The 20,778-nt window shown below is 61.0% G+C and carries 13 protein-coding genes and 2 tRNA genes; 9 read left to right on the top strand and 6 right to left on the bottom strand.

Annotated features, from left to right (window positions below; translation table 11 throughout):
• Positions 1–8 precede the first annotated feature (8 nt).
• The 3 genes from FXO12_RS24650 to FXO12_RS24640 all read left to right on the top strand — a co-directional run bounded on the left by FXO12_RS24650 (position 9) and on the right by FXO12_RS24640 (position 4,428).
• Complete coding sequence (locus tag FXO12_RS24650; RefSeq protein WP_057975081.1) at positions 9–1,541, top strand: AmpG family muropeptide MFS transporter; 1,533 nt, start codon at positions 9–11, stop codon at positions 1,539–1,541.
• A gap of 197 nt (positions 1,542–1,738) precedes the next feature.
• On the top strand, positions 1,739–3,454 hold the full coding sequence (locus FXO12_RS24645) for a proline--tRNA ligase (protein ID WP_034128629.1): 1,716 nt from the start codon (positions 1,739–1,741) through the stop codon (positions 3,452–3,454).
• A 20-nt stretch (positions 3,455–3,474) separates the two neighbouring features.
• On the top strand, positions 3,475–4,428 hold the full coding sequence (locus tag FXO12_RS24640; protein ID WP_057975080.1) for a hypothetical protein: 954 nt from the start codon (positions 3,475–3,477) through the stop codon (positions 4,426–4,428).
• 129 nt (positions 4,429–4,557) lie between these two features.
• Here FXO12_RS24640 and dinB read toward each other — a convergent pair whose 3' ends face one another.
• A complete protein-coding gene (dinB, locus tag FXO12_RS24635) occupies positions 4,558–5,616 on the bottom strand; it encodes a DNA polymerase IV (RefSeq protein WP_003193948.1) in 1,059 nt (352 codons plus the stop codon).
• 278 nt (positions 5,617–5,894) lie between these two features.
• On the opposite strand from dinB, the gene FXO12_RS24630 reads away from it, so the two are divergent.
• The 4 genes from FXO12_RS24630 to FXO12_RS24615 all read left to right on the top strand — a co-directional run bounded on the left by FXO12_RS24630 (position 5,895) and on the right by FXO12_RS24615 (position 10,417).
• A tRNA-Met gene (locus FXO12_RS24630) sits at positions 5,895–5,971 on the top strand.
• A 166-nt stretch (positions 5,972–6,137) separates the two neighbouring features.
• Positions 6,138–6,214: transfer RNA gene (locus FXO12_RS24625), tRNA-Met, on the top strand.
• Positions 6,215–6,494: 280 nt separating this feature from the next.
• Positions 6,495–9,137 carry a bifunctional lysylphosphatidylglycerol flippase/synthetase MprF gene (gene mprF / locus FXO12_RS24620; protein ID WP_014719775.1) on the top strand — a complete coding sequence of 881 codons (2,643 nt, stop codon included), beginning with the start codon at positions 6,495–6,497 and terminating at the stop codon, positions 9,135–9,137.
• Positions 9,137–10,417 (top strand): virulence factor family protein, encoded by a 1,281-nt coding sequence (locus tag FXO12_RS24615; RefSeq protein WP_034128631.1) that lies wholly within the window; start codon positions 9,137–9,139, stop codon positions 10,415–10,417. Before mprF ends, FXO12_RS24615 begins: the two co-directional genes overlap by 1 nt.
• Before the next feature lie 135 nt (positions 10,418–10,552).
• Here the strand turns inward: FXO12_RS24615 and recJ are convergent, their stop codons facing one another.
• Complete coding sequence (gene recJ, locus FXO12_RS24610; RefSeq protein WP_054897673.1) at positions 10,553–12,262, bottom strand: single-stranded-DNA-specific exonuclease RecJ; 1,710 nt, start codon at positions 12,260–12,262, stop codon at positions 10,553–10,555.
• A 156-nt stretch (positions 12,263–12,418) separates the two neighbouring features.
• A complete protein-coding gene (locus FXO12_RS24605) occupies positions 12,419–12,961 on the bottom strand; it encodes a YaeQ family protein (protein ID WP_003193952.1) in 543 nt (180 codons plus the stop codon).
• Positions 12,962–13,098: 137 nt separating this feature from the next.
• Here FXO12_RS24605 and FXO12_RS24600 point away from each other — a divergent pair, with 137 nt between their 5' ends.
• On the top strand, positions 13,099–14,298 hold the full coding sequence (locus FXO12_RS24600; RefSeq protein ID WP_057975079.1) for a CaiB/BaiF CoA-transferase family protein: 1,200 nt from the start codon (positions 13,099–13,101) through the stop codon (positions 14,296–14,298).
• A gap of 172 nt (positions 14,299–14,470) precedes the next feature.
• Here the strand turns inward: FXO12_RS24600 and FXO12_RS24595 are convergent, their stop codons facing one another.
• Positions 14,471–14,755, bottom strand: a complete 285-nt coding sequence (locus tag FXO12_RS24595) for a DUF3509 domain-containing protein (protein WP_020301357.1) — start codon at positions 14,753–14,755, stop codon at positions 14,471–14,473.
• A 207-nt stretch (positions 14,756–14,962) separates the two neighbouring features.
• Here FXO12_RS24595 and FXO12_RS24590 point away from each other — a divergent pair, with 207 nt between their 5' ends.
• Positions 14,963–15,625 carry a response regulator transcription factor gene (locus FXO12_RS24590; RefSeq protein ID WP_034128635.1) on the top strand — a complete coding sequence of 221 codons (663 nt, stop codon included), beginning with the start codon at positions 14,963–14,965 and terminating at the stop codon, positions 15,623–15,625.
• Here the strand turns inward: FXO12_RS24590 and FXO12_RS24585 are convergent.
• Together FXO12_RS24585 and FXO12_RS24580 are read right to left on the bottom strand one after the other, a co-directional pair.
• Positions 15,594–16,838, bottom strand: a complete 1,245-nt coding sequence (locus FXO12_RS24585; RefSeq protein WP_054918325.1) for an EAL domain-containing protein — start codon at positions 16,836–16,838, stop codon at positions 15,594–15,596. The two genes, FXO12_RS24590 and FXO12_RS24585, sit on opposite strands and share 32 nt — an antisense overlap.
• A 273-nt stretch (positions 16,839–17,111) precedes the next feature.
• The gene (locus tag FXO12_RS24580) at positions 17,112–20,684 is read right to left on the bottom strand and encodes a transporter substrate-binding domain-containing protein (RefSeq protein WP_057975078.1); all 3,573 of its coding nucleotides are present in this window, start codon (positions 20,682–20,684) and stop codon (positions 17,112–17,114) included.
• Positions 20,685–20,778: the final 94 nt, after the last annotated feature.

Raw genomic sequence — 20,778 nt, 5'->3', positions numbered from 1 at the left:
TCCAGCCCATGCCCCGTAAAACCTGGCGCGCCGCGCTCGCCGCCTATGCCAGCCCTTCGACGTTAGTGCTGTTGTTGCTCGGTTTCGCCGCCGGCATGCCTTACATGTTGGTGTTTTCGACGCTTTCGGTGTGGCTGCGTGAAGCCGGTGTGGCCCGCGAGACCATTGGCTATGCGAGCCTGATCGGCCTGGCCTACGCCTTCAAATGGGTCTGGTCGCCGCTGCTCGACCAATGGCGCCTGCCGTTGCTTGGCAAACTGGGGCGTCGTCGCTCCTGGCTGGTGCTGGCCCAGTCGCTGGTGATCCTCGGATTGATCGGCATGGGCTTTTGTGACCCGCAAAAACACCTGTCCTGGTTGATCGCCATTGCGGTGGTCGTCGCCTTCGCGTCGGCCACGCAAGACATTGCCGTGGATGCCTACCGCCTGGAAATCGCCGACGACAGCCGTCAGGCCGCCCTGGCGGCAAGCTACATGTCCGGTTATCGCATCGCCGCTCTACTGGCTACCGCCGGTGCGCTGTTCTTTGCCGAAGGCTTTGGCTCCACCGGCTTCAACTATAAACACTCGGCCTGGACCGGCACCTATGTGTTGTTCGGCGTGTTGATGGTGCCGGCGTTGCTCACCACCTTACTCATGCGTGAACCTGATGTGCCACTGCGCACCCAGTTGCAGGCCGGACGCTACAGTTTCATGCACCAGTTGGTGTCGGTGTTTGTACTGATCGTGCTGTTGGTCTCGGTGCCGGCGATGTTCACCCAGTTGTACAACACCGACTTCGCCAGCGTGCTGTTCCAGGGCGTGAGTTTGTGGGAACTGCTGATGGAAGACCGCGCGTTCCTGCGCGCCATCCTCTATATCATCCTCACTACCCTGTGCCTTTCAGCCATGGGCCGCCGGGGCCTGGCCCCCGTGCTCACGCCGGTCAACGACTTTATCCTGCGTTACCGTTGGCAGGCGCTGCTGCTGCTCGGGCTGATTGCCACCTATCGCATGTCCGACACGGTGATGGGCGTCATGGCCAACGTGTTCTATATCGACCAGGGATTCACCAAGGACCAGATTGCCGGGGTGAGCAAGATCTTCGGCCTGATCATGACCCTGCTCGGCGCCGGCATGGGCGGCCTGTTGATCGTGCGGTTCGGGATACTGCCGATCCTGTTCATCGGCGGCGTGGCCTCGGCCGGTACCAACCTGCTGTTCGTGATGCTCGCCGACATGGGCCCCGACCTGCAGATGTTGATCGTCACCATCTCCCTGGACAACTTCAGTTCGGGCATGGCCACTTCGGCGTTCGTGGCGTACCTGTCGAGCCTCACCAACCTCAAGTTCTCCGCCACCCAATATGCGCTGCTCAGTTCGATCATGCTGTTGCTGCCGCGTTTGATCGGCGGCTATTCAGGGGTGATGGTGGAGAAGTTCGGTTATCACAACTTCTTTATGATCACCTGCCTGCTGGGTGTGCCGACGCTGCTCCTGATTGCGCTGCACTGGTTCCAGGAGAACCGCCGCGCCCGACTGAATCCCCCGCCGGAAGACTGATACGACTCGGTCAATGTGGGAGCTGGCTTGCCTGCGATAGCGGCGTTGGGTTCACCATCGCTATCGCAGGCAAGCCAGCTCCCACACAAGCGACGGTTACGACAGATACACCCAGCTACCTCACGCCTGTACTCCGGCGACAAGCGCCCGTACAATCCCAAGTCATTTCAAGTCCAAGCAACCGACAACGGCCTACCATGCGTACCAGTCAATATTTGCTCGCCACACAGAAAGAAACGCCTTCCGACGCGGTTGTGATCAGCCATCAGCTGATGCTGCGCGCCGGTATGATCCGCAAACTGGCCTCGGGCCTGTACACCTGGTTGCCCATGGGCTTGAAGGTGATGCGCAAGGTCGAAGCCATCGTTCGTGAAGAAATGAACGCGGCCGGCTCTCTGGAAGTGTTGATGCCGAGCACCCAACCGGCTGAGTTGTGGCAGGAATCCGGGCGCTGGGAAGAGTACGGCCCTGAGTTGCTGCGCTTTAAAGACCGTCATGGCCGCGATTTCTGCGCCGGCCCGACCCACGAAGAAGTCATCACCGACCTGATGCGCAACGAGCTGAGCAGCTATAAGCAGTTGCCGCTCAACCTGTATCAGATCCAGACCAAGTTTCGTGACGAGATCCGCCCACGCTTCGGCCTGATGCGTGGCCGCGAGTTCATCATGAAGGACGCCTATTCGTTCCACGCCGACCAGGCTTCCCTGCAAGCGACCTACGACCGGATGCACCAGGCCTACTGCAACGTGTTCACGCGCCTGGGCCTGAAGTTCCGCCCGGTTGAAGCGGACAACGGCTCCATCGGCGGTGCCGGCTCCCACGAATTCCACGTGCTGGCCGAGTCCGGCGAAGACGATATCGTGTTCAGCAACGGTTCCGACTACGCGGCGAACATCGAGAAGGCCGAAGCCATACCACGTGAAACCTCGCGCCCTGCTCCCACCGAGGAGCTGCGCCTGGTCGACACGCCAGACACCAAGACCATCGCGGCCCTGGTGGAGAAATTCAATCTGCCGATTGAAAAGACCATCAAGACCCTGATCGTGCGCGCCGAAGAAGAAGGCAAGCTGATCGCCCTGGTGATCCGTGGCGACCACGAGCTCAACGAAATCAAGGCCGCCCAGCAACCTGGCGTGGCCAGCCCACTGGTCATGGCCACCGATGCCGAACTACGCGACGCCATTGGCGCCGGTGCCGGCTCCCTGGGCCCGCTGAACCTGCCGCTGCCGATCATCATCGACCGTTCGGTCGAGCTGATGAGCGACTTCGGTATCGGCGCGAACATCGACGACAAGCACTACTTCGGCGTGAACTGGGAGCGTGACCTGCCGGTTCCGACCGTGGCCGACCTGCGCAACGTCGTGGCCGGCGACCCGAGCCCGGATGGCAAGGGCACCCTGGAGATCAAGCGCGGCATCGAAGTCGGGCACATCTTCCAGCTGGGCAACAAGTACAGCAAGGCGATGAAGTGCGAAGTACTGGGTGAGAACGGCAAGCCGATCACCCTGGACATGGGCTGCTACGGCATTGGCGTATCCCGCGTGGTTGCCGCTGCCATCGAGCAGAACAACGACGAGAAAGGCATCATCTGGAGTGACGCGCTGGCGCCGTTCCAGGTAGCCCTGGTGCCATTGCGCTATGAAACCGAGCAAGTACGCGAAGCCACCGACAAACTGTATGCGGAACTCACCGCTGCCGGTTTTGAAGTGCTGCTCGATGATCGGGACAAGAAAACCAGCCCGGGCATCAAGTTCGCCGACATGGAGCTGATTGGCATCCCGCACCGGATCGTGGTCAGTGACCGCGGCCTGGCGGATGGCAATCTGGAATACAAGAGCCGGACCGAAGCCGAAGCCCAACCGTTGCCGGTGGCTGACGTGCTGTCTTTCCTCCAGGCGCGTATTCGTCGCTGAAAACCAGATCAAGAGAAGTCATGTTCAAGCGAAACACCAGAGCCCTGGGGGGCGCCGCCTTGTGCGGCGCCCTGCTGGTCAGCGGCTGCGCCAATCAGATGTCGCAACGCAGTGAGCACGAGGAGCGGGTCGAGCGTAAGTTGCTCGACCACAGCCTGCAGATCGATGTAGGCGAACCCACAGTGCTGGAACTGCCGCAACGCCGGGTTCGCATTCATGAGCAGAAGACCTTCGAGGTCACCGAATTCGAAGTCACCCGTCGTTATGACCGCTACACGCCCTACCAGCCCTGGCGCAAACTCTACGAGATGCCCTTGGGTGCCGTGGCGCTGGTGGCGGGCGTGGGTGCCAACGTGGCGAATATCTTCGCCCTCGGCAACCTGCCCACGAGTGTGACCCATGACTGGTTGAGCTACGGCGTGGACGGCATCAACCCGTTCATGAACGTGCAATCCCACGGCCGTGCACAACAGAACCTGGCGGCTATCGATGAAGTCCAGCGTGACAAGCGCCTGGAGTATTCGAGCCTGCCCTGGAGCGAGCGCCCGGTGCAAGTCACTGCCGGCAAGCAGACCCATGAGCTGACCACCGACCGTAACGGCATCCTGCGCCTTAACCTGTTGGACAGCCCCTTTGCCGAGCAGGACCTGAACCGCGTCACCACGCTGAAAATCACTGTGGCGGATGGCCAGGACGACGTGCATACCGACTCGACCCTGGCGGTCAGCAACACGCTGCGCAGCAAGCTGCTCGAAGCCCATGCCCTGATCTATGACGACCTGGAAGATGACGAAGTGAACCAGTGGGTACACCGGGTCAAACGCCTGTCGGAGCTGGGCCTGGAAGAAGAAGCCAGCGAGCTGGAACAAAGCCTGATCGAACTGACGCGCAATGATCCGGAGTTGCAGCAGGAGTTTGTGCAGGCGTTGACCAAGGACGGGGGGCGTTTGGTGGCGGATCCCGGCGCACGCTGATCGCTCAATACCTGTGAAGATCAAACTGTGGGTGCTGGCTTGCCTGCGATAGCGGTGTATCAGTTAAAGCATTCGTGACTGACACACTGCTATCGCAGGCAAGCCAGCTCCCACATTTGTTTCGGGTTTTTACCAGGAAAACTCGAGCTGTTCGTTGCCGCCGCTCAGGTCCAGCAACCGTACGCCTATCCCCAACAACCGCACCGGCTTGCCCCCGCGATTGAACGCCTGGGTCATCAACTGTTCATAACTCTCCAGATCCCGCCCTGCCCCCGCCTGCTCCAGCGTCGTCTGGGTAAAGTCATGAAACTTCACTTTCACGAACGGCTTGCCCGCCCGGTAGCTACTGTCGATACGCGCCATGCGCCCGGCCAGGGTCTCCATCAACTCCGGCAGTTTCGCCAGGCAACTTGAAAGATCGGGCAAGTCCACGTCGAAGGTATTTTCTACACTGATGGATTGCCGCCGGCTGTCGTTTTGCACTACACGATCATCAATCCCACGGGCCAGGCTCCAGAGGCGCTCGCCAAAACTGCCGAATTCGCGCACCAGCGCCAGTTTGTTCCAGTCGCGCAATTGCAGGCAGTCTTCGATGCCCAGGCGCGCCAGCTTGTCAGCGGTGACCTTGCCCACGCCATGCAGCTTGCTGACACGCAACTGCGAGACAAAGTCTTCAACCTGATCCGGCGTGATCACAAACAGGCCGTTGGGCTTTTTCCAGTCGCTGGCGATCTTGGCCAAAAACTTGTTGGGCGCCACGCCGGCAGACACAGTGATATGCAACTGGTTGGAGACCCGGCGCCGAATGTCCTGGGCAATACGCGTGGCGCTGCCGCCAAAATGCGGGCTGTCAGACACATCAAGGTAAGCCTCATCCAGCGACAACGGCTCAATCAAGTCGGTGTAGTCGCGGAAGATAAGCTGGATTTCTTTCGATGCTTCTTTATAGGCATCCATGCGCGGCTTGACGATGGTCAAGTCCGGGCACAGCTTCAGGGCGTGACGTGACGACATCGCCGAACGCACCCCATACGCCCGCGCCTCATAATTGCAGGTGGCGATCACGCCGCGCCGATCTGCCGAGCCACCGACAGCCAAGGGCTTTTGCGCCAGGCTCGGGTCGTCGCGCATCTCGATGGCGGCGTAGAAGCAATCACAGTCGACGTGGATGATTTTGCGCTGCGTCATATAAACGGGGTGTTAACCAACGGGTGGCCAGTATCGCACTCACCCCTGTATATAGCACCAGTAGTTTGAATCTTCTGTCTGAGCGGTAGGAAATTTCGTAGATGAATATATTTTCTCAATCGAATCGAGCATCCCAATAGAGCTGAAAGCCTTGCCCTGCCTGGCTTCAAGCCCTCAAGAAGCCCCTCATCAAGCGCTAACCGATTGAAGCAAAAGCGCTTTTCTTCGATTCACAGGTTGACACACTCGCGTTCCTCTGTAGAATGCCGACACACAGACGCGGGATGGAGCAGTCTGGTAGCTCGTCGGGCTCATAACCCGAAGGTCGTCGGTTCAAATCCGGCTCCCGCAACCAAACATCAAAAAAGGCTACTCGAAAGAGTGGCCTTTTTTGTGCGCGCTTGTTTTCCCTTGCAGAATGCGCCCAACACCTTGATTTCAGAATAATTAGCGCTTATTTCAGTGATCGGCTCATTAACGGTTGACACCCCGCCATTGGGCTGTAGAATGCCGCCCACAGACGCGGGATGGAGCAGTCTGGTAGCTCGTCGGGCTCATAACCCGAAGGTCGTCGGTTCAAATCCGGCTCCCGCAACCAAACATCAAAAAAGGCTACTCGAAAGAGTGGCCTTTTTTGTATCTGGCGAAAAAGTTCTTCTGAAACAATGGCATGGCATCTTTCATGAAACCGTAGACGGTTTGCAGAGTCCATCTCATTGCACGCTATGCTCAATGCTCAAGCGCTACCCCTCTACGACCAATGGCCGCAGTCGCCGCGCCCGGTGATCCGCGTTAATATTTGTAATTATTTTGTCCATAGGGATTGGTAACTTGGCTGGATACCTCCATCCTGTCGCGCACAATCCACGAGGTGATTGATGCGCGCCAACTCGTCTGAACCACAAGACACCGTCACAGCAGAACAACCGATCACTCCCACCCGTTTGCGGTGGCTGGACCTGTTGAGCAAGTACCGCCAGCCCATCGGCCTGGCCGTGACGCTCCTGCTGTTTGCAATCGCCCTGATCGCCTGCCGGCACCTGCTGCTGGAGCTGGACCTCTACGCCCTGCACGATTCGATCTTGGAAGTGCCCAAGCCTGCCCTATTGGGGGCCTTTGCGGCGGCAGTCGCCGGTTTTGTGATCCTGCTCGGCTATGAATTCTCCGGCGCGCGTTATGCCGGCGTGCAATTGCCCGCCAAGACCCTGGCCCTGGGTGGCTTCACCGCCTTTGCTATCGGCAACGCCATTGGTTTGTCGATGCTCTCGGGCGGTTCGGTGCGTTACCGTTTATATGCACGCCATGGCATCGGCGCCTCGGAAGTGGCGCACATGACCGTGTTCGCCAGCCTGGCCCTGGGCTGTGCGCTGCCGCCGCTGGCCGCGCTGGCCACGTTGAGCAACTTGCCAGCCGCCTCCACTTACCTGCATTTATCGCAAAGCCTGCTCGGCGGCATTGCCGGCGCCGTGCTGCTGTTGTCGGCCCTGCTGTGCATCGGCATCTATCGCCGCCGCCTGCCGGAACAGCCCTACCCCGACAACCTGCTGGTCAAGGCCGGGCGCCGCACCCTGCGCCTGCCTGGCCGACGCCTGACTTTCCTGCAACTGATCATCACCGCACTGGACGTCGCCGCAGCCGCTACCGTGCTGTATCTGCTGTTGCCCGAAGCGCCGCCCTTCGGCCCGTTCCTGTTGGTGTACCTGCTGGCCCTGGCCGCCGGTGTGCTCAGCCATGTGCCGGGCGGCGTGGGCGTATTCGAAGCGATCCTGCTGGCGGCCTTTGCCGACAAACTCGGTGCCGCGCCCCTGGCTGCTGCCTTGCTGCTGTACCGCATGATCTACGTGGTGCTGCCACTGTTGATCGCTTGTGTATTCCTGCTGGTCAACGAGGCCCAGCGCCTGTTCCAGACCCAGCAAAGCCTGCGTGTAGCGTCGGGGCTGGCAGCGCCAGTATTGGCCGTCCTGGTTTTTTTGTCCGGCGTGGTCCTGCTGTTTTCCGGCGCCACGCCAGAGATCGACTCACGCCTGGAAAACATCGGCTTCCTGATTCCCCATCGTCTGATTGACGCGTCGCACTTCGGGGCCAGCCTGATCGGTGTGTTGTGCCTGTTGCTCGCCCAGGGCCTGCGCCGGCGGTTGTCGGCCGCCTGGATGCTGACTATGGTGTTGCTGCTGGTTGGCGCCCTGCTCTCGCTGCTTAAAGGCTTCGACTGGGAAGAAGCCAGCCTGATGACCATGACCGCAGTGCTGCTGGCCATCTTCCGGCGCTCGTTCTACCGCGCCAGTCGCCTGACCGAGTTGCCGTTTTCGCCGCTGTACCTGGTGGCCAGTGTCTGTGTGCTCGGCGCCTCGATCTGGCTGCTGCTGTTTGCCTATCAGGACGTGCCCTACAGTCACCAACTCTGGTGGCAGTTCACCCTCGACGCCAACGCCCCGCGTGGTTTGCGTTCGCTGCTCGGCGCCGCCGTGTTGCTGGTGATCGTGTCGCTGACCTGGCTGCTGCGCACGGCACGCCCGGTCATCCACCTGCCGACCCCGGAAGAACTGGAGCGCGCGAGCAAGATCCTGATGGCCTCGTCCCAACCTGACGGCGGCCTGGCGCTCACCGGCGACAAGGCGCTGCTGTTTCATCCCAACGATGAAGCCTTCCTGATGTATGCCCGTCGCGGGCGTAGCCTGGTGGCTTTGTACGACCCGATCGGCCCGACCCAACCGCGCGCCGAGATGATCTGGCAGTTCCGCGACCTGTGCGACATCCACCACGCCCGTCCGGTGTTTTACCAGGTACGCGCCGAGAACCTGCCGTATTACATGGACATCGGCCTCACCGCGATCAAACTGGGTGAAGAAGCCCGCGTCGACCTGAAGCGCTTTGACCTGGAAGCCAAGGGCAAAGAAATGAAGGATTTGCGCTACACCTGGAACCGTGGCACCCGGGACGGCCTGTCCCTGGAAATCTGCGAACCGGGCAAGGCGCCGATGGATGAATTAAAAGTCATCTCCGATGCCTGGCTTACAGGTAAGAATGTGCGGGAAAAGGGCTTCTCCCTGGGCCGTTTCAGCGATGACTACCTCAAGCACTTTCGTATCGCGATCATTCGCTTCGAAGGGCGCCCGGTGGCCTTCGCCAATTTGCTCGAAACCTACAATCATGATCTGGCCAGCCTCGACCTGATGCGTGCCCACCCGGACGCGCCCAAGTTGACCATGGAGTTCATGATGGTGGGCCTGATTCAACATTATAAGAGCCACGACTACGCGCGCTTCAGCCTCGGCATGGTGCCGTTGTCGGGCTTGCAACCGCGCCGTGGCGCACCGCTGACCCAGCGCCTGGGCTCGATGGTGTTCCGCCGTGGCGAGCAACTGTATAACTTCCAAGGTTTGCGCCGCTTCAAAGACAAGTTCCAGCCCGACTGGGAACCCCGTTACATGGCCGTGCCCGCAGGACTGGATCCGCTGGTGGCATTGGCCGATACCGCCGCCCTGATCGCGGGCGGCTTGACTGGATTGGTGAAACGCTGATGATTCGACGCTCCTGGCGGTATGTATTGGCTTTAGTGGTGCTGCTTGCGCTGATCGCGGCGGGTGGCTTCTGGTACTGGAACCGCCCTGCTCCGCAACCGACCCTGGAGCACTTGCCCCAGGCCGACGGTTCGGTAATGACCCGCGTAACCCCGGCCAGCAACGCAAAAGCCCGCGTGGCCGTGGCGGTGATGGCCGACGAAACCCTGACCGACAGCCAACTGATTGCCCTGAGCCAGGGCGGTTCAGCGCAACTGGTTCAGGTGGTGCTGCCAAAAGATGACTGCGCACTGCAGGAAAAAGCCCTGCAAGGCGCCCTGGCCCAGCTGAAAGGCCCGGCAACCTTGGTCAGCGGCATTGGCCCTGGCGCCGCACTCGCCTGGCGCTGGCTGGCCACCCAGAACGACGACAAGGCCAACGCCATCTCCGTGGGCTTCGCCCTGAAACAGGAAGGCTGCAACGACCCGCTGCCGAAAACCGCCGCCCATGGCAGCTGGCTGGTGGCGTGGAACGATAACCCCGACGATGAAAGCGCCAGTTTCGTACGCGACACACCGCGCGCCACCACCAGCATCAGCGACTACGACATTCATTACCCACAGGTGCTGAATAACGAACTGCGCAAGCAACTGGTCGGTTCGGACAACGGCGGCCTGGCGATTCCGGTGGTGGAAGTGCCTGCCGGCCAAGCCAAGGACACCGTGACCCTGTTCCTCTCCGGTGACGGCGGCTGGCGCGACCTGGACCGCGACGTGGCGGGCGAGATGGCAAAGATCGGCTACCCGGTGGTGGGCATCGACACCCTGCGCTACTACTGGCAGCACAAGACGCCGGAGCAAAGTGCCAAGGACCTCACCGAGCTGATGCAACACTACCGGCAAAAGTGGGGCACCAAGCGCTTCGTGCTGACCGGTTACTCGTTCGGCGCCGACGTATTGCCGGCGATCTACAACCGTATGCCAGAGAACGAACAGCAACGGGTGGACGCGATCATCCTGCTGGCCTTCGCCCGCACCGGCAGCTTTGAAATCGAAGTGGAAGGCTGGCTGGGCAACGCCGGCAAAGAAGCCGCCACCGGCCCGGAAATGGCCAAGCTGCCACCAGAGAAAGTCGTGTGCATCTACGGCGCCGAAGAAGTCGACGAGAGTGGCTGCACTGACAAGACCGCCGTGGGCGAAGCCATGAAGCTGCCGGGCGGGCATCACTTCGATGAGAACTACCCGGCGCTGGCCAAGCGGTTGGTGGATATTATCGTCAAGCATCAGGCCAAAGCTGAATAACCCCAGCTTAACCTAAGACCCAATGTGGGAACGGGCTTGCCCGCGATAGCGGTGGCTCAGTCACAGTAGCGTTGACTGACACTCCGTCATCGCGGGCAAGCCCGCTCCCACAGTGGTACGTGGTGTTGATGAAAACTAGCGCGGTTCGATGTGCGCAATCATCAGTTGCACGGTTTCATTGCCACGAAACTCATTCACATCCAGCTTGTAGGCCAATTCCACCCAACGCACCGTCGGGTTTGGCCACACTTCGCGGTCCACACCAAAGGCGATGCCATCGAGCTTCACCGACCCGCATTCGCTCTTGAGCACCACTTTCAAATGCCGCTCACCCACCACCCGCTGCTCCACCAACTGGAATACCCCGTGAAACAACGGCTCGGGAAAGTGCTGCCCCCACGGGCCGGCATGGCGCAGGGCGCGGGCCAGTTCCAGGTGAAACTCTTCCACCGCCAGGGTGCCGTCTGAAAGCAGGCGACCGGTGAGGTCTTCTTCGCGCAGTTGCCGGCGCACTTCGGCATCGAAGGCTTGCGCAAACAACGGGAAGTTGGCCTCGGGCAAGGTCAGCCCCGCCGCCATGGCGTGGCCGCCGTACTTGGTGATCAGGTTGGGGTGCTGGCTGGCGACGACCGCCAGTGCATCGCGGATATGAAAGCCTTGCACCGAGCGTCCAGAGCCCTTGAGCAGGCCATCACCGGCATCGGCGAAGGCGATGGTCGGGCGGAAATAACGCTCCTTCATACGTGACGCGAGGATCCCGATCACCCCTTGGTGCCACTCCGGATCAAACAGGCACAAGCCGTACGGCATCGACTCCACCGGCAGGTCCTTGAGCTGGGCCAGGGCCTCGCGCTGCATGCCTTGCTCGATGGACTTACGGTCCTGGTTCATGCCGTCCAGTTGCGCGGCCATTTCTCGTGCGGCGGCGAAGTCTGTGGTAAGCAGGCATTCAATGCCCAGGCTCATATCATCCAGGCGTCCGGCAGCATTCAGGCGCGGGCCGAGGATAAAACCCAGGTCGGTGGAGGTGATACGCGCATGATCACGCTTGGCCACTTCCAGGATCGCCTTGATCCCCGGCCGCGCCCGACCGGCCCGAATACGCTCCAGCCCCTGATGCACGAGGATGCGGTTGTTGGCGTCCAGCGGCACCACGTCAGCGACGCTGCCCAGAGCCACGAGGTCGAGCAGTTCACCGATGTTCGGCTGGGGCTTGCTGTCATACCAACCCAGGCTGCGCAAGCGCGCGCGCAGGGCCATCAGCACGTAAAAGATCACGCCGACACCGGCCAGGGCCTTGCTGGGAAACCCGCAGCCCGGCTGGTTCGGATTGACGATGGCGTCGGCGGCCGGCAGTTCATCGCCGGGCAAGTGATGGTCGGTGACCAGCACTTGCAACCCTGCCGCTTTCGCCGCCGCCACGCCTTCGACGCTGGAGATACCGTTGTCCACGGTGATCAGCAACTGCGGCTCTCGCTGCAGCGCCACCGCGACGATTTCCGGGGTCAGGCCGTAGCCGTATTCGAAGCGGTTGGGCACCAGGTAGTCGACATGGGCCGCCCCGAGCAAACGCAGGCCCAGGGTGCCTACGGTGCTCGCTGTGGCGCCATCGGCGTCGAAGTCACCGACGATCAGGATGCGCTGACGCTGCTCCAAGGCCGTCACCAGCAAGTCCACAGCGGCGTCGATGCCCTTGAGCTGCTGATAGGGAATCAACCGCGCCAGGCTCTTGTCCAGCTCGGCCTCCGACTGCACCCCGCGTGCGGCGTAAAGGCGGGTCAACAGCGGTGGCAGTTCACCGAGAAAAGGCAGGACGGCGGGCAATGGGCGGGGATCGATACGCATGGGGTGACGGGAGCTTCTCTTCTAATACATCGGTTAAACACAGATAGTGAACGCAACAAGATCAAATGTGGGCGCTGGCTTGCCTGCGATGCATACGACTCGGTACATCAGGCACGCCGAGTGGATGCCATCGCAGGCAAGCCAGCTCCCACCTTTTCAACCGCGTTCGCCGACCAGCCATTGCAGTTGCACTTCATGCTGGCCACGGTCATCGGTCACAAAGATCGTGCCTTCGCTGATCATCACGTCCCACTTGATCACCCGCGGCATGTCCTTGGCCAGGGTCTCCAGCACTTCCTGGGGCACGGCAGCGATATGCACGTTTTTCAGGTTGTTGGCCACCGGCACCACCTTGCCTTCCCACACGCGCAGGCTGCCATAGGCCAGCAGGCTGGTGCGCTCGGTGCGGCGCGAGCACCAGGTGAGGCGGTCGGCATCCGGCTGGCCGACTTCGATCCAATGCAAAACACGATCATCCAGGCTTTTTTCCCACAGGGCCGGTTCGTCTACATCCGACAGGCCACGCCCGAACGCCAATTGCTCGTTGTACCAAAGGGCGTAGGCCAGCAGGCGCACAGTCATGCGCTCTTCGGTTTCCGAAGGGTGGCGGGCGATGGTCTGTTTGACGCTCTCGTACACCGAGCGGTCGAGGTCGGTGAGGTTGAGTTCGAATTTGTAGGTCGTGGACGGCTGGGCCATGAACGGGCTTCTAAAGACAAGGAAAGGCGGCCAGTCTAACCGATGGCGAGGGCATTGAACGAATACTGCGCTGCATCCGCGCGGCTCGCCTATGTTAAAAAGCAGTACATCATCGTCCCGCGCTTGTAAGGATCCCCATGTCGCTCACTGCCAAACCACTTGCCGGCCTGAAAGTCATCGAACTGGGCACCTTGATCGCCGGCCCGTTTGCCTCGCGCATCTGCGCCGAATTCGGCGCCGAGGTGATCAAGGTCGAATCCCCGGACGGCGGCGACCCGCTGCGCAAATGGCGCAAGCTGTATGAAGGCACTTCGCTGTGGTGGTTTGTGCAGGCGCGCAACAAGCAGTCGCTGACCCTCAACCTCAAGCACCCTGAGGGGCTGGCGATCCTCAAGCAACTGTTGGCCGACGCCGACATCCTGATCGAAAACTTCCGCCCAGGCGTGCTGGAAAAACTCGGCCTGAGCTGGGAAACCCTGCACGCACTCAACCCCAAGTTGGTGATGGTGCGCCTCTCGGGCTTCGGCCAGACGGGGCCGATGAAAGACCAGCCGGGGTTTGGCGCAGTGGGTGAGTCCATGGGCGGCTTGCGCTATATCACCGGCTTCGAGGACCGCCCGCCGGTGCGCACCGGGATTTCCATCGGCGATTCGATTGCCGCGTTGTGGGCAGTGATCGGCGCGCTGATGGCGCTGCGTCACCGCGAAGTCAACGGCGGCCTGGGCCAGGTGGTGGATGTGGCGCTGTATGAAGCCATCTTCGCCATGATGGAAAGCATGATCCCCGAGTTCGATGTGTTCGGTTTTATCCGTGAGCGCACCGGCAACATCATGCCCGGCATCACCCCGTCCTCGATCCACACCACCGCAGACGGCAAGCATGTGCAGATCGGCGCCAATGGCGATGCAATCTTCAAGCGCTTCATGCGCGTGATCGGCCGTGACGATTTGGCGAACGACCCTGCACTGGTCAGCAATGACGGGCGTGATAGTCGCCGCGACGAGCTGTACGGCGTGATTGATCGCTGGGTCAATTCGCTGTCGCTCGACCAGGTGATTGAGCATCTGAATAAAGCCGAGGTGCCCGCCAGCCGCATCTACAGCGCCGAAGACATGCTGGGCGACCCGCAATTCCTGGCCCGGGAAATGTTCCTCAAGGCGCAGTTGCCGGGCGGCAAGGATTTCAAGATGCCCGGCATCGTGCCCAAGCTCTCGGACACACCGGGCAGTTGCGAATGGGTCGGCCCGCAACTGGGTGAACACAACAGCCAGGTGCTCAATGCCCTGGGCTACGACGCGGCGGCTATCACTCGCCTGCGCGAGGATGGCGCGATCTGACAAATCCCAGGCAAAAAGAAACCCCGAGCAGTGGGGAGACAACTCGGGGTTAAACGTGGTCTACAAAAAGACCCGCACAGCAAGCGACAAACACCGGAGCACAATGCCTGCTCTTGCTGTTACAAACTCTGACTGACCACCTTGTAGGAAGGTTCCGAAGAAAAATAATGTTTCATGCCAGTGCGCCGCCACGGGTTTGGGAGGCGTTGCGCAAGGCAGCGATGACTGAAGGTTCCAGGCGCCCTTCGGCGATTTTCAGGTCGCGGAGCAGGCAATCCACCACATCCACCAGCGCGCGCTTGTCGCTCAATTGCGCACGATCGACTTCACGTTCAACCACGATGGCGCCACCGGGGTTCTTCACGGTTACCAGGCAGTCGTCGCGCATACCGGCAGAGGTCAGCGTAACCTGATAAGGGCTCAGTGCTTGGCTGAGCAATAGGTTGATACTTTCCATCTCGATCACCACTCAATCATTCGAAAAAGGTTCGAAAAACAAAAATGTCACGAAGAGGCTGACATTCAAGTGACCCGTGCTCAAAGCAGAAAGTTCTACCTTTTGTGTAATCCACTGCTTGAGGAAAACGAGCATGCACGGAAAAGATGACAGAGAAAAAACAACGGCGCACAGGCTAGAATCCCTGGATTGTCCCGGGAGCCTGCCTTGAGAGCTGCGTCTGAACCGCCCTTGCGTATCGTGATTGCCGACGATCACCCGATTTTCCTGATTGGCCTGCGCGCCGTGCTCGAACGTGACCCGCACATCAGCATCGTCGGCGAGGCCAATTCCCCCCAGGCCCTCAGTGCGTTGTTGCAACACTGTGCCTGCGATGTGGTGGTGACCGACTTCATGATGCCCGTCGAGCCCCAGGCCGACGGGCTGCGCTTGATCGAGCAACTGCGCCGGCACTATCCGCACCTGCCCATTGTGGTGGTGACCATGCTCAACAATGCCGGGTTGTTTCATTCCATCCTGGCATTGGGTGTGATGGGCCTGCTGAGCAAGGCCAGCCTGGCCGATGAGCTGCCCCAGGCGATCCGCCAGGTGCGCCAACAACGCACCTATGTGGCCCAGACCATCCGCCAGGCGCTGAGCCTGGCCGGGGAAGTCGGCGCTGATCGCCTGCACTCCCAGGAGCACCTGTCACCCCGGGAACTGGAGGTGATTCGCCTGTTGGCCAGTGGCATGACGGTGGGCGAGATCGCCGCGCACCTGCATCGCAGCAAGCAGACCGTCAGCGCGCAAAAAGTCAGCGCCATGCGCAAGCTGGGGCTGGCCAACGATGCCGCCCTGTTTATTTACGTGCAGGAACACGGGCTGGCCTAGCCTGGAACGCGATCCATTGCTTGAGCGCCGCGGCGTCCATCGGCCGGGCGATAAAGCAGCCTTGCAGCCACGCCGCGCCCAGTTCGCCCACAGCGTGATAGTCGGCGGCGGTTTCCACGCCGGTGACCACCACGGCAACGTCCAGGCGCGCCGCCATGCTCATGGCGCCCGCTACCACAGCGGCCTTGCGGTCATCATTGGCCATCCCACAGGCAAACGCCGGGGGAATTTTCAGCTCGGTAAAAGGCAGTTCCAGCAAATGCTGCAGGCTGGTGCCGCCCATGCCGAAGTCGCCGATGGACAACTGGCAACCCAACATGCGCAAGCGCAGCAAGCCGGTGACATGGGCGCTGTCGGTTTTCAAGGTCGAGGTTTCCACCAGCTCCAGCGTCAGGCTATGGGCGGGTACACCGTGCAACTGCAGCAGACCTTGCAGCACCTGGGGAAAGTGCTCGCGCTCCAGCATGCGCCCGGGGATGTTCACGGCCACTGGCAGCACCTGGCCGCTTTCGCCCATCACCTGGTTCGCCAGGCCAAGCGCCTGCTCCAGCACGTGCCAGGTAAACGCCTCTTCCATGCCGGCAAACTCCAGTACCGGCAGGAACTCGTCAGGCAGCAACAGCTCACCGTCCGGCAACTGCCAACGCGCCAGCGCCTCCACCCCTTGCAACACACCGGCCTGACTGACGATGGGCTGGTACCAGACCCGGCCACAGGCAGCGATAGTCGCCTGGCTGACATCCGCCGAGGGCGGCAGTTGTTCCCGCTCGCTCAAGCCCAACAGTTGGCGCACGCGCTCCCAGGACAGCACCGGTGGCCCCGGGCGAAAATGAACCTGGCAATCGCTCAGGAGTTGCCCGATCAACTTGGCCGAAGCCGGCTTGGGCAAACACGCCAAGACCTTGAGCCCCAATTGGCAGGCCATGTTCGCCACACCTTCCAGCACGTCGGGCTCGGCGTTGCTGAGCAGGATCAATACTTGGGCCAGGCGGCGTTCCGCCAACTCGCGGATCAATTCCAGGCCATCGCCCTGCTCCAGGTACAAATCGCAGATGGCGATATCCACCGGGCCTTTGCTGTCCAGAGACTGGCGGGCGGTTTCGACCGTTTCCGCGGCCCGTACATTGAACACGCCGTTGGCATTGAGCATCTGGTGCAGAGCCATCAGTTGAAACGGGTTGTCTTCGAGGATCAGGACGTTCAGGGATCGCATGGGTAAAGATGTCGGTACAGGGAAAGTCCTGCACAGTAGCCACATGCTGTGGTGTACCCCATAGGACGTGTCCTAAAAGCTTGCTTAAATGTGGGAGGGGCAAGTCTTGTCGGTCAAGCGCAGATCTCCTGTGGGAGCTGGCTTGCCTGCGAAGGCGGTGTGTCAGTCGCTACATCTGTTACTGCACTACCGCTATCGCAGGCAAGCCAGCTCCCACATTTGATCGTCGTTGCCTTGAGCATTGCGTTCGCTTAGCTGATCGGCATTAAGGTGTCAGGCATCCAGATAGGGTTGCAGGTCGCGACGAAACGCCTTGAGCACCTCGGACAAGCGCAACCAGGGTTCTTCAAGCTCGGCGCCGCGCTGCTCTCGGGCGCATTGCTCAAGGGCGACACAGGCCTTGGCCAGTGGCAGTGCGTCCACCAGCGAGCAAATGCCCTTGAGCCGGTGCAGCGATGCATTCAAGCGTGCCACGTCGCGCTCGGCCAGGGCTCCCGCCAATACCTCGTGTTCGTGGTCCAGGCTCTTGGCCAGTTCCTGCAACATGCTTTGCAGCACCGGGCCATCGGCCTGGCTCATGGTGCGCAGGGCCTGGATATCGAACGAACGCTGGGGCGCCACGCGGGCCAGCACTTGGGTCCAGTGTTCCAGGGTCACCGGCTTGACCAGCAGCTCATCCATACCGGCGTCCTCGCAGCGGCGTTGTTCATCTTTCATGGCGTTCGCGGTGCAACCCACCAGCGCGCTACGAGGCCGTTGCTCCTCGGCTTCGAGGCGCCGTATCGCCGCACTCAAGGCATAACCGGACATGCCGGGCATCTGGCAATCGGTGACCAGCACGTCAAAACGCTGCTCACGCCAACGTTGCAACGCGGCCTCGGCCGACTCCAGAGCGACAACCTGGTGACCGAGGAACTGCAACTGCTGCGCCAGCACCAGGCGGTTGGCCGCCAAATCATCCACCACCAGTACCGACAGGCTACGCCCCGTCGGTGACAACGTCGCGGTGGGCGTTGCCGGCACATCATCGGTGCTGACCCGGTCCAGGCGCAGGTCAATGCACACCACCGTCCCCTCACCCACCACGCTGTCGAGGTGAATGCTCCCGCCCATCAATTCCACCAGTTGCTTGCAGATACTCAGGCCCAGACCGGTGCCGCCGTGTTGCGCAGCGGTCAGGGCGCTCACTTGGGTAAACGGTTTGAACACCCGCGGCTGTTGCTCGGCGCTGATGCCTGGGCCGCTGTCCTTGACGCACAGGTGCAGGTATTCGCTATCGGTCTCATCCCGTTGGCAGGTCACGCTGAGGTGAACCCCGCCCCGCTCGGTAAATTTGAGCGCATTGCCCAACAGGTTGTGCATCACCTGGCGTAACCGCAGCGGGTCGAACCAGTAATAACCCTGAGCAGCCGGATCAAACGCCAGGGTCAGATGCAGGCCCTTCTTTTGCGCCGTGGCTTCGAACAGGCTCTGGATACCCTCGAAAAAGCGCTTCAACTCAGTGGTCTGTGGCGCCAGTTGCAGGTGGCCGGCTTCGATCTTGGCCAAGTCCAGGCTGTCGCCCATCAGCGCAATCAGCTCGCGCGCCGAACGATGGGCCACCTGCAGCGCCTCGGAAACCGGCTGGCCGCTTGCCAGACAACGCTCTTGCTCCAGTTCGAGCAAGCCAATGATGGCAGTCATGGGGGTGCGAATCTCGTGGCTCAAGGCCGAGAGAAATGCACTTTTGGCGTAGTTCGCTTCGTCGGCGGCCTGGCGAGCGTCCATCAACTGGCGCTCCAGGTCTTTGCGTTCGTTGATATCGATCCAACCGCCCAACAATCCCTGCAGACGGCCCTGGGCATCAAAAAAAGGCACGGTCCACTGGTAGACGTGATAACTGCCGCCGTTGAGCTCCAATTGCCGGTCGACAAACAACGGCTGCTGCGTGGCCAATTGCTCCATGTGGCCTTCGTGCAGCCGCGCCGCTGTGGCGTCGGGCACGACCTTGCTCTCCATCAGCGTCAGGCCCTGGATCAGCTCCAGCCGGGTCGCCAATTGCTGTTCATAACTTTTATTGCAGGTCACCAGGCGCCCGTCCAGGTCGCGGACGAACAGCGGGTTGGGCATGCCGTCGAGCAGTGCGCGCTTGAACGCCAACTGGTCATTGAGCCGTTGCTCGGCCTCCAGCCGTTGGTGAATCTGGCGCTTGAGCCGGCTGTTCCACACCAGCGACACCAACACAAACAGCAGCGCCGTGGCCACCGTCCAATAGGCCCATGCCGGTACCCGTTGCCAGGCCGGCAGAGGAATCGCCACGGCACCGATCCAACGCAAGCGCAAGGCACTCAACTCAGCCACCGGCAGCGCCTCCAGGGCCTTGTTCAGAATGCTCAGCAGCTCAGGCTGGTCCTTGCGCACCGACAGGCAGTTGGACGACCACTTGCCATCGACACTGCGTCCGATACGCAGGCCATCTTCCGGGTAACTCTGCACTTCCACTTCAGTTTGAATGGTAGCGGCCGCCTCGCCCCGTCGTACCAGCTCACGGGCCTGGTTGTAATTGTCCACCAGGCGCAACGTGATGTTCGGATGCGCATGGCGAATATCATTTTCCAATACATGACGTGCCGGCAGCGCCAGCACCTTGCCGTCCAACTGCTTCAAGCCGGTGAGCGGCGCGGCATCGGCACGCTCGACAAACACCCAGCCGGACCCGCCATACCCATGGCTGAAGTTGAGCACTGTGCTGCGCTCGCGGTTAACGGCCAGGGTCGTGTTCATCTGCGCCCTGCCTGTTTCCAGCCATTCCAGGGTTTGCGCGGTGGAGTGCACCTCTTCAAAGATAAATTGCAAACCGGTCATGCGCGTGATGCGATGCAACAAATCCACATTCAAGCCAACCCAGTGGCCATCCTTATCCTTGAATATGTACGGAGACATCTGCTGGGCCACCACCACGACATGGGGATGCTCGCGCACCCAGGCCTGTTCCGACGCCGACAACGCAATGCGCTCACCACTGATACCGACGCCGAGCCCGGTGGTCCAGCGCGCGAGAATTTCGCGCTGCACCGACTCGTCGAGGCTCGCCAGCGCGCGATTCATCATGGTCCCCAGCAACGGATCTGCCTGGCGGGTGGCGAAGGCAAAACCGATGGGCGCCAGCCGGCTCTGCTCCTTGATCTGCAACCCCAGGTAAGGCCGCAGCGATTTATAGGCGCGCACAATCACTTCGTTGCCGATAAACGCATCGACGTCACCTTGCTTCAAGGCTTCGAGGCCGCTGTAGAGGTTGGGGGCGAGCATGATGTGGCTGTCGGGATACGCCGCGTGCACCTTCTGCACGTTGGCGTAGCCGTCGAGCAACACCAGCTTCTTGCCGGCCAGATCGTCGCCTTGGGTATCGTCGCGACGCAGCACCACCACCGAGCGGTCGGGCATGTAGTCCGGGGTGAATTGCAGGCCGGGTACGTCACGCTCGTAACCATTGGCACTGGTGAGAATGTCGATGGTGCCGTTGCGCAGGGCTTCAACCGCCTGGGCGCGCTCGGAAAAGCCCAGCACTTGCATGGGCACACCCAGCCGCGCGCCAACCAGGCTCAAATAATCGGCGCTGATGCCCTGGTAGCGATTGCGGTCGCGGGTGATATCGATCGGCTGGTAGTCATCTATCGAGATGCCCACTTTGAGTGTCCGATGCGCCGCCAACCACTGCTGCTCCGTCGGCGCCAGCGGCATAGGTTCAAGCGGGATAAACGCCGGCACCAGTTTGAACGGCAGGCTGACGGCGGCCAGGCTCATGGGCACCTGGATGAGCCACAACAGGCACACCAGCTTCAACGTCCATTGGATCAAAACCTGCACCGGTTGGGTTTCCTTGATTGGGCGACTGGGCAAGTATGGCTCGCCAGAATGAAAAAGCCCGTCACGAGGACGGGCTTGGCCGACTGCAAAAAAG

Origin of the sequence: Pseudomonas sp. J380 (assembly GCF_009827115.1) — a bacterium.
In the GTDB taxonomy this organism is placed as follows: domain Bacteria; phylum Pseudomonadota; class Gammaproteobacteria; order Pseudomonadales; family Pseudomonadaceae; genus Aquipseudomonas; species Aquipseudomonas paracarnis.
This window is presented reverse-complemented; position numbering and strand designations above follow the sequence as displayed.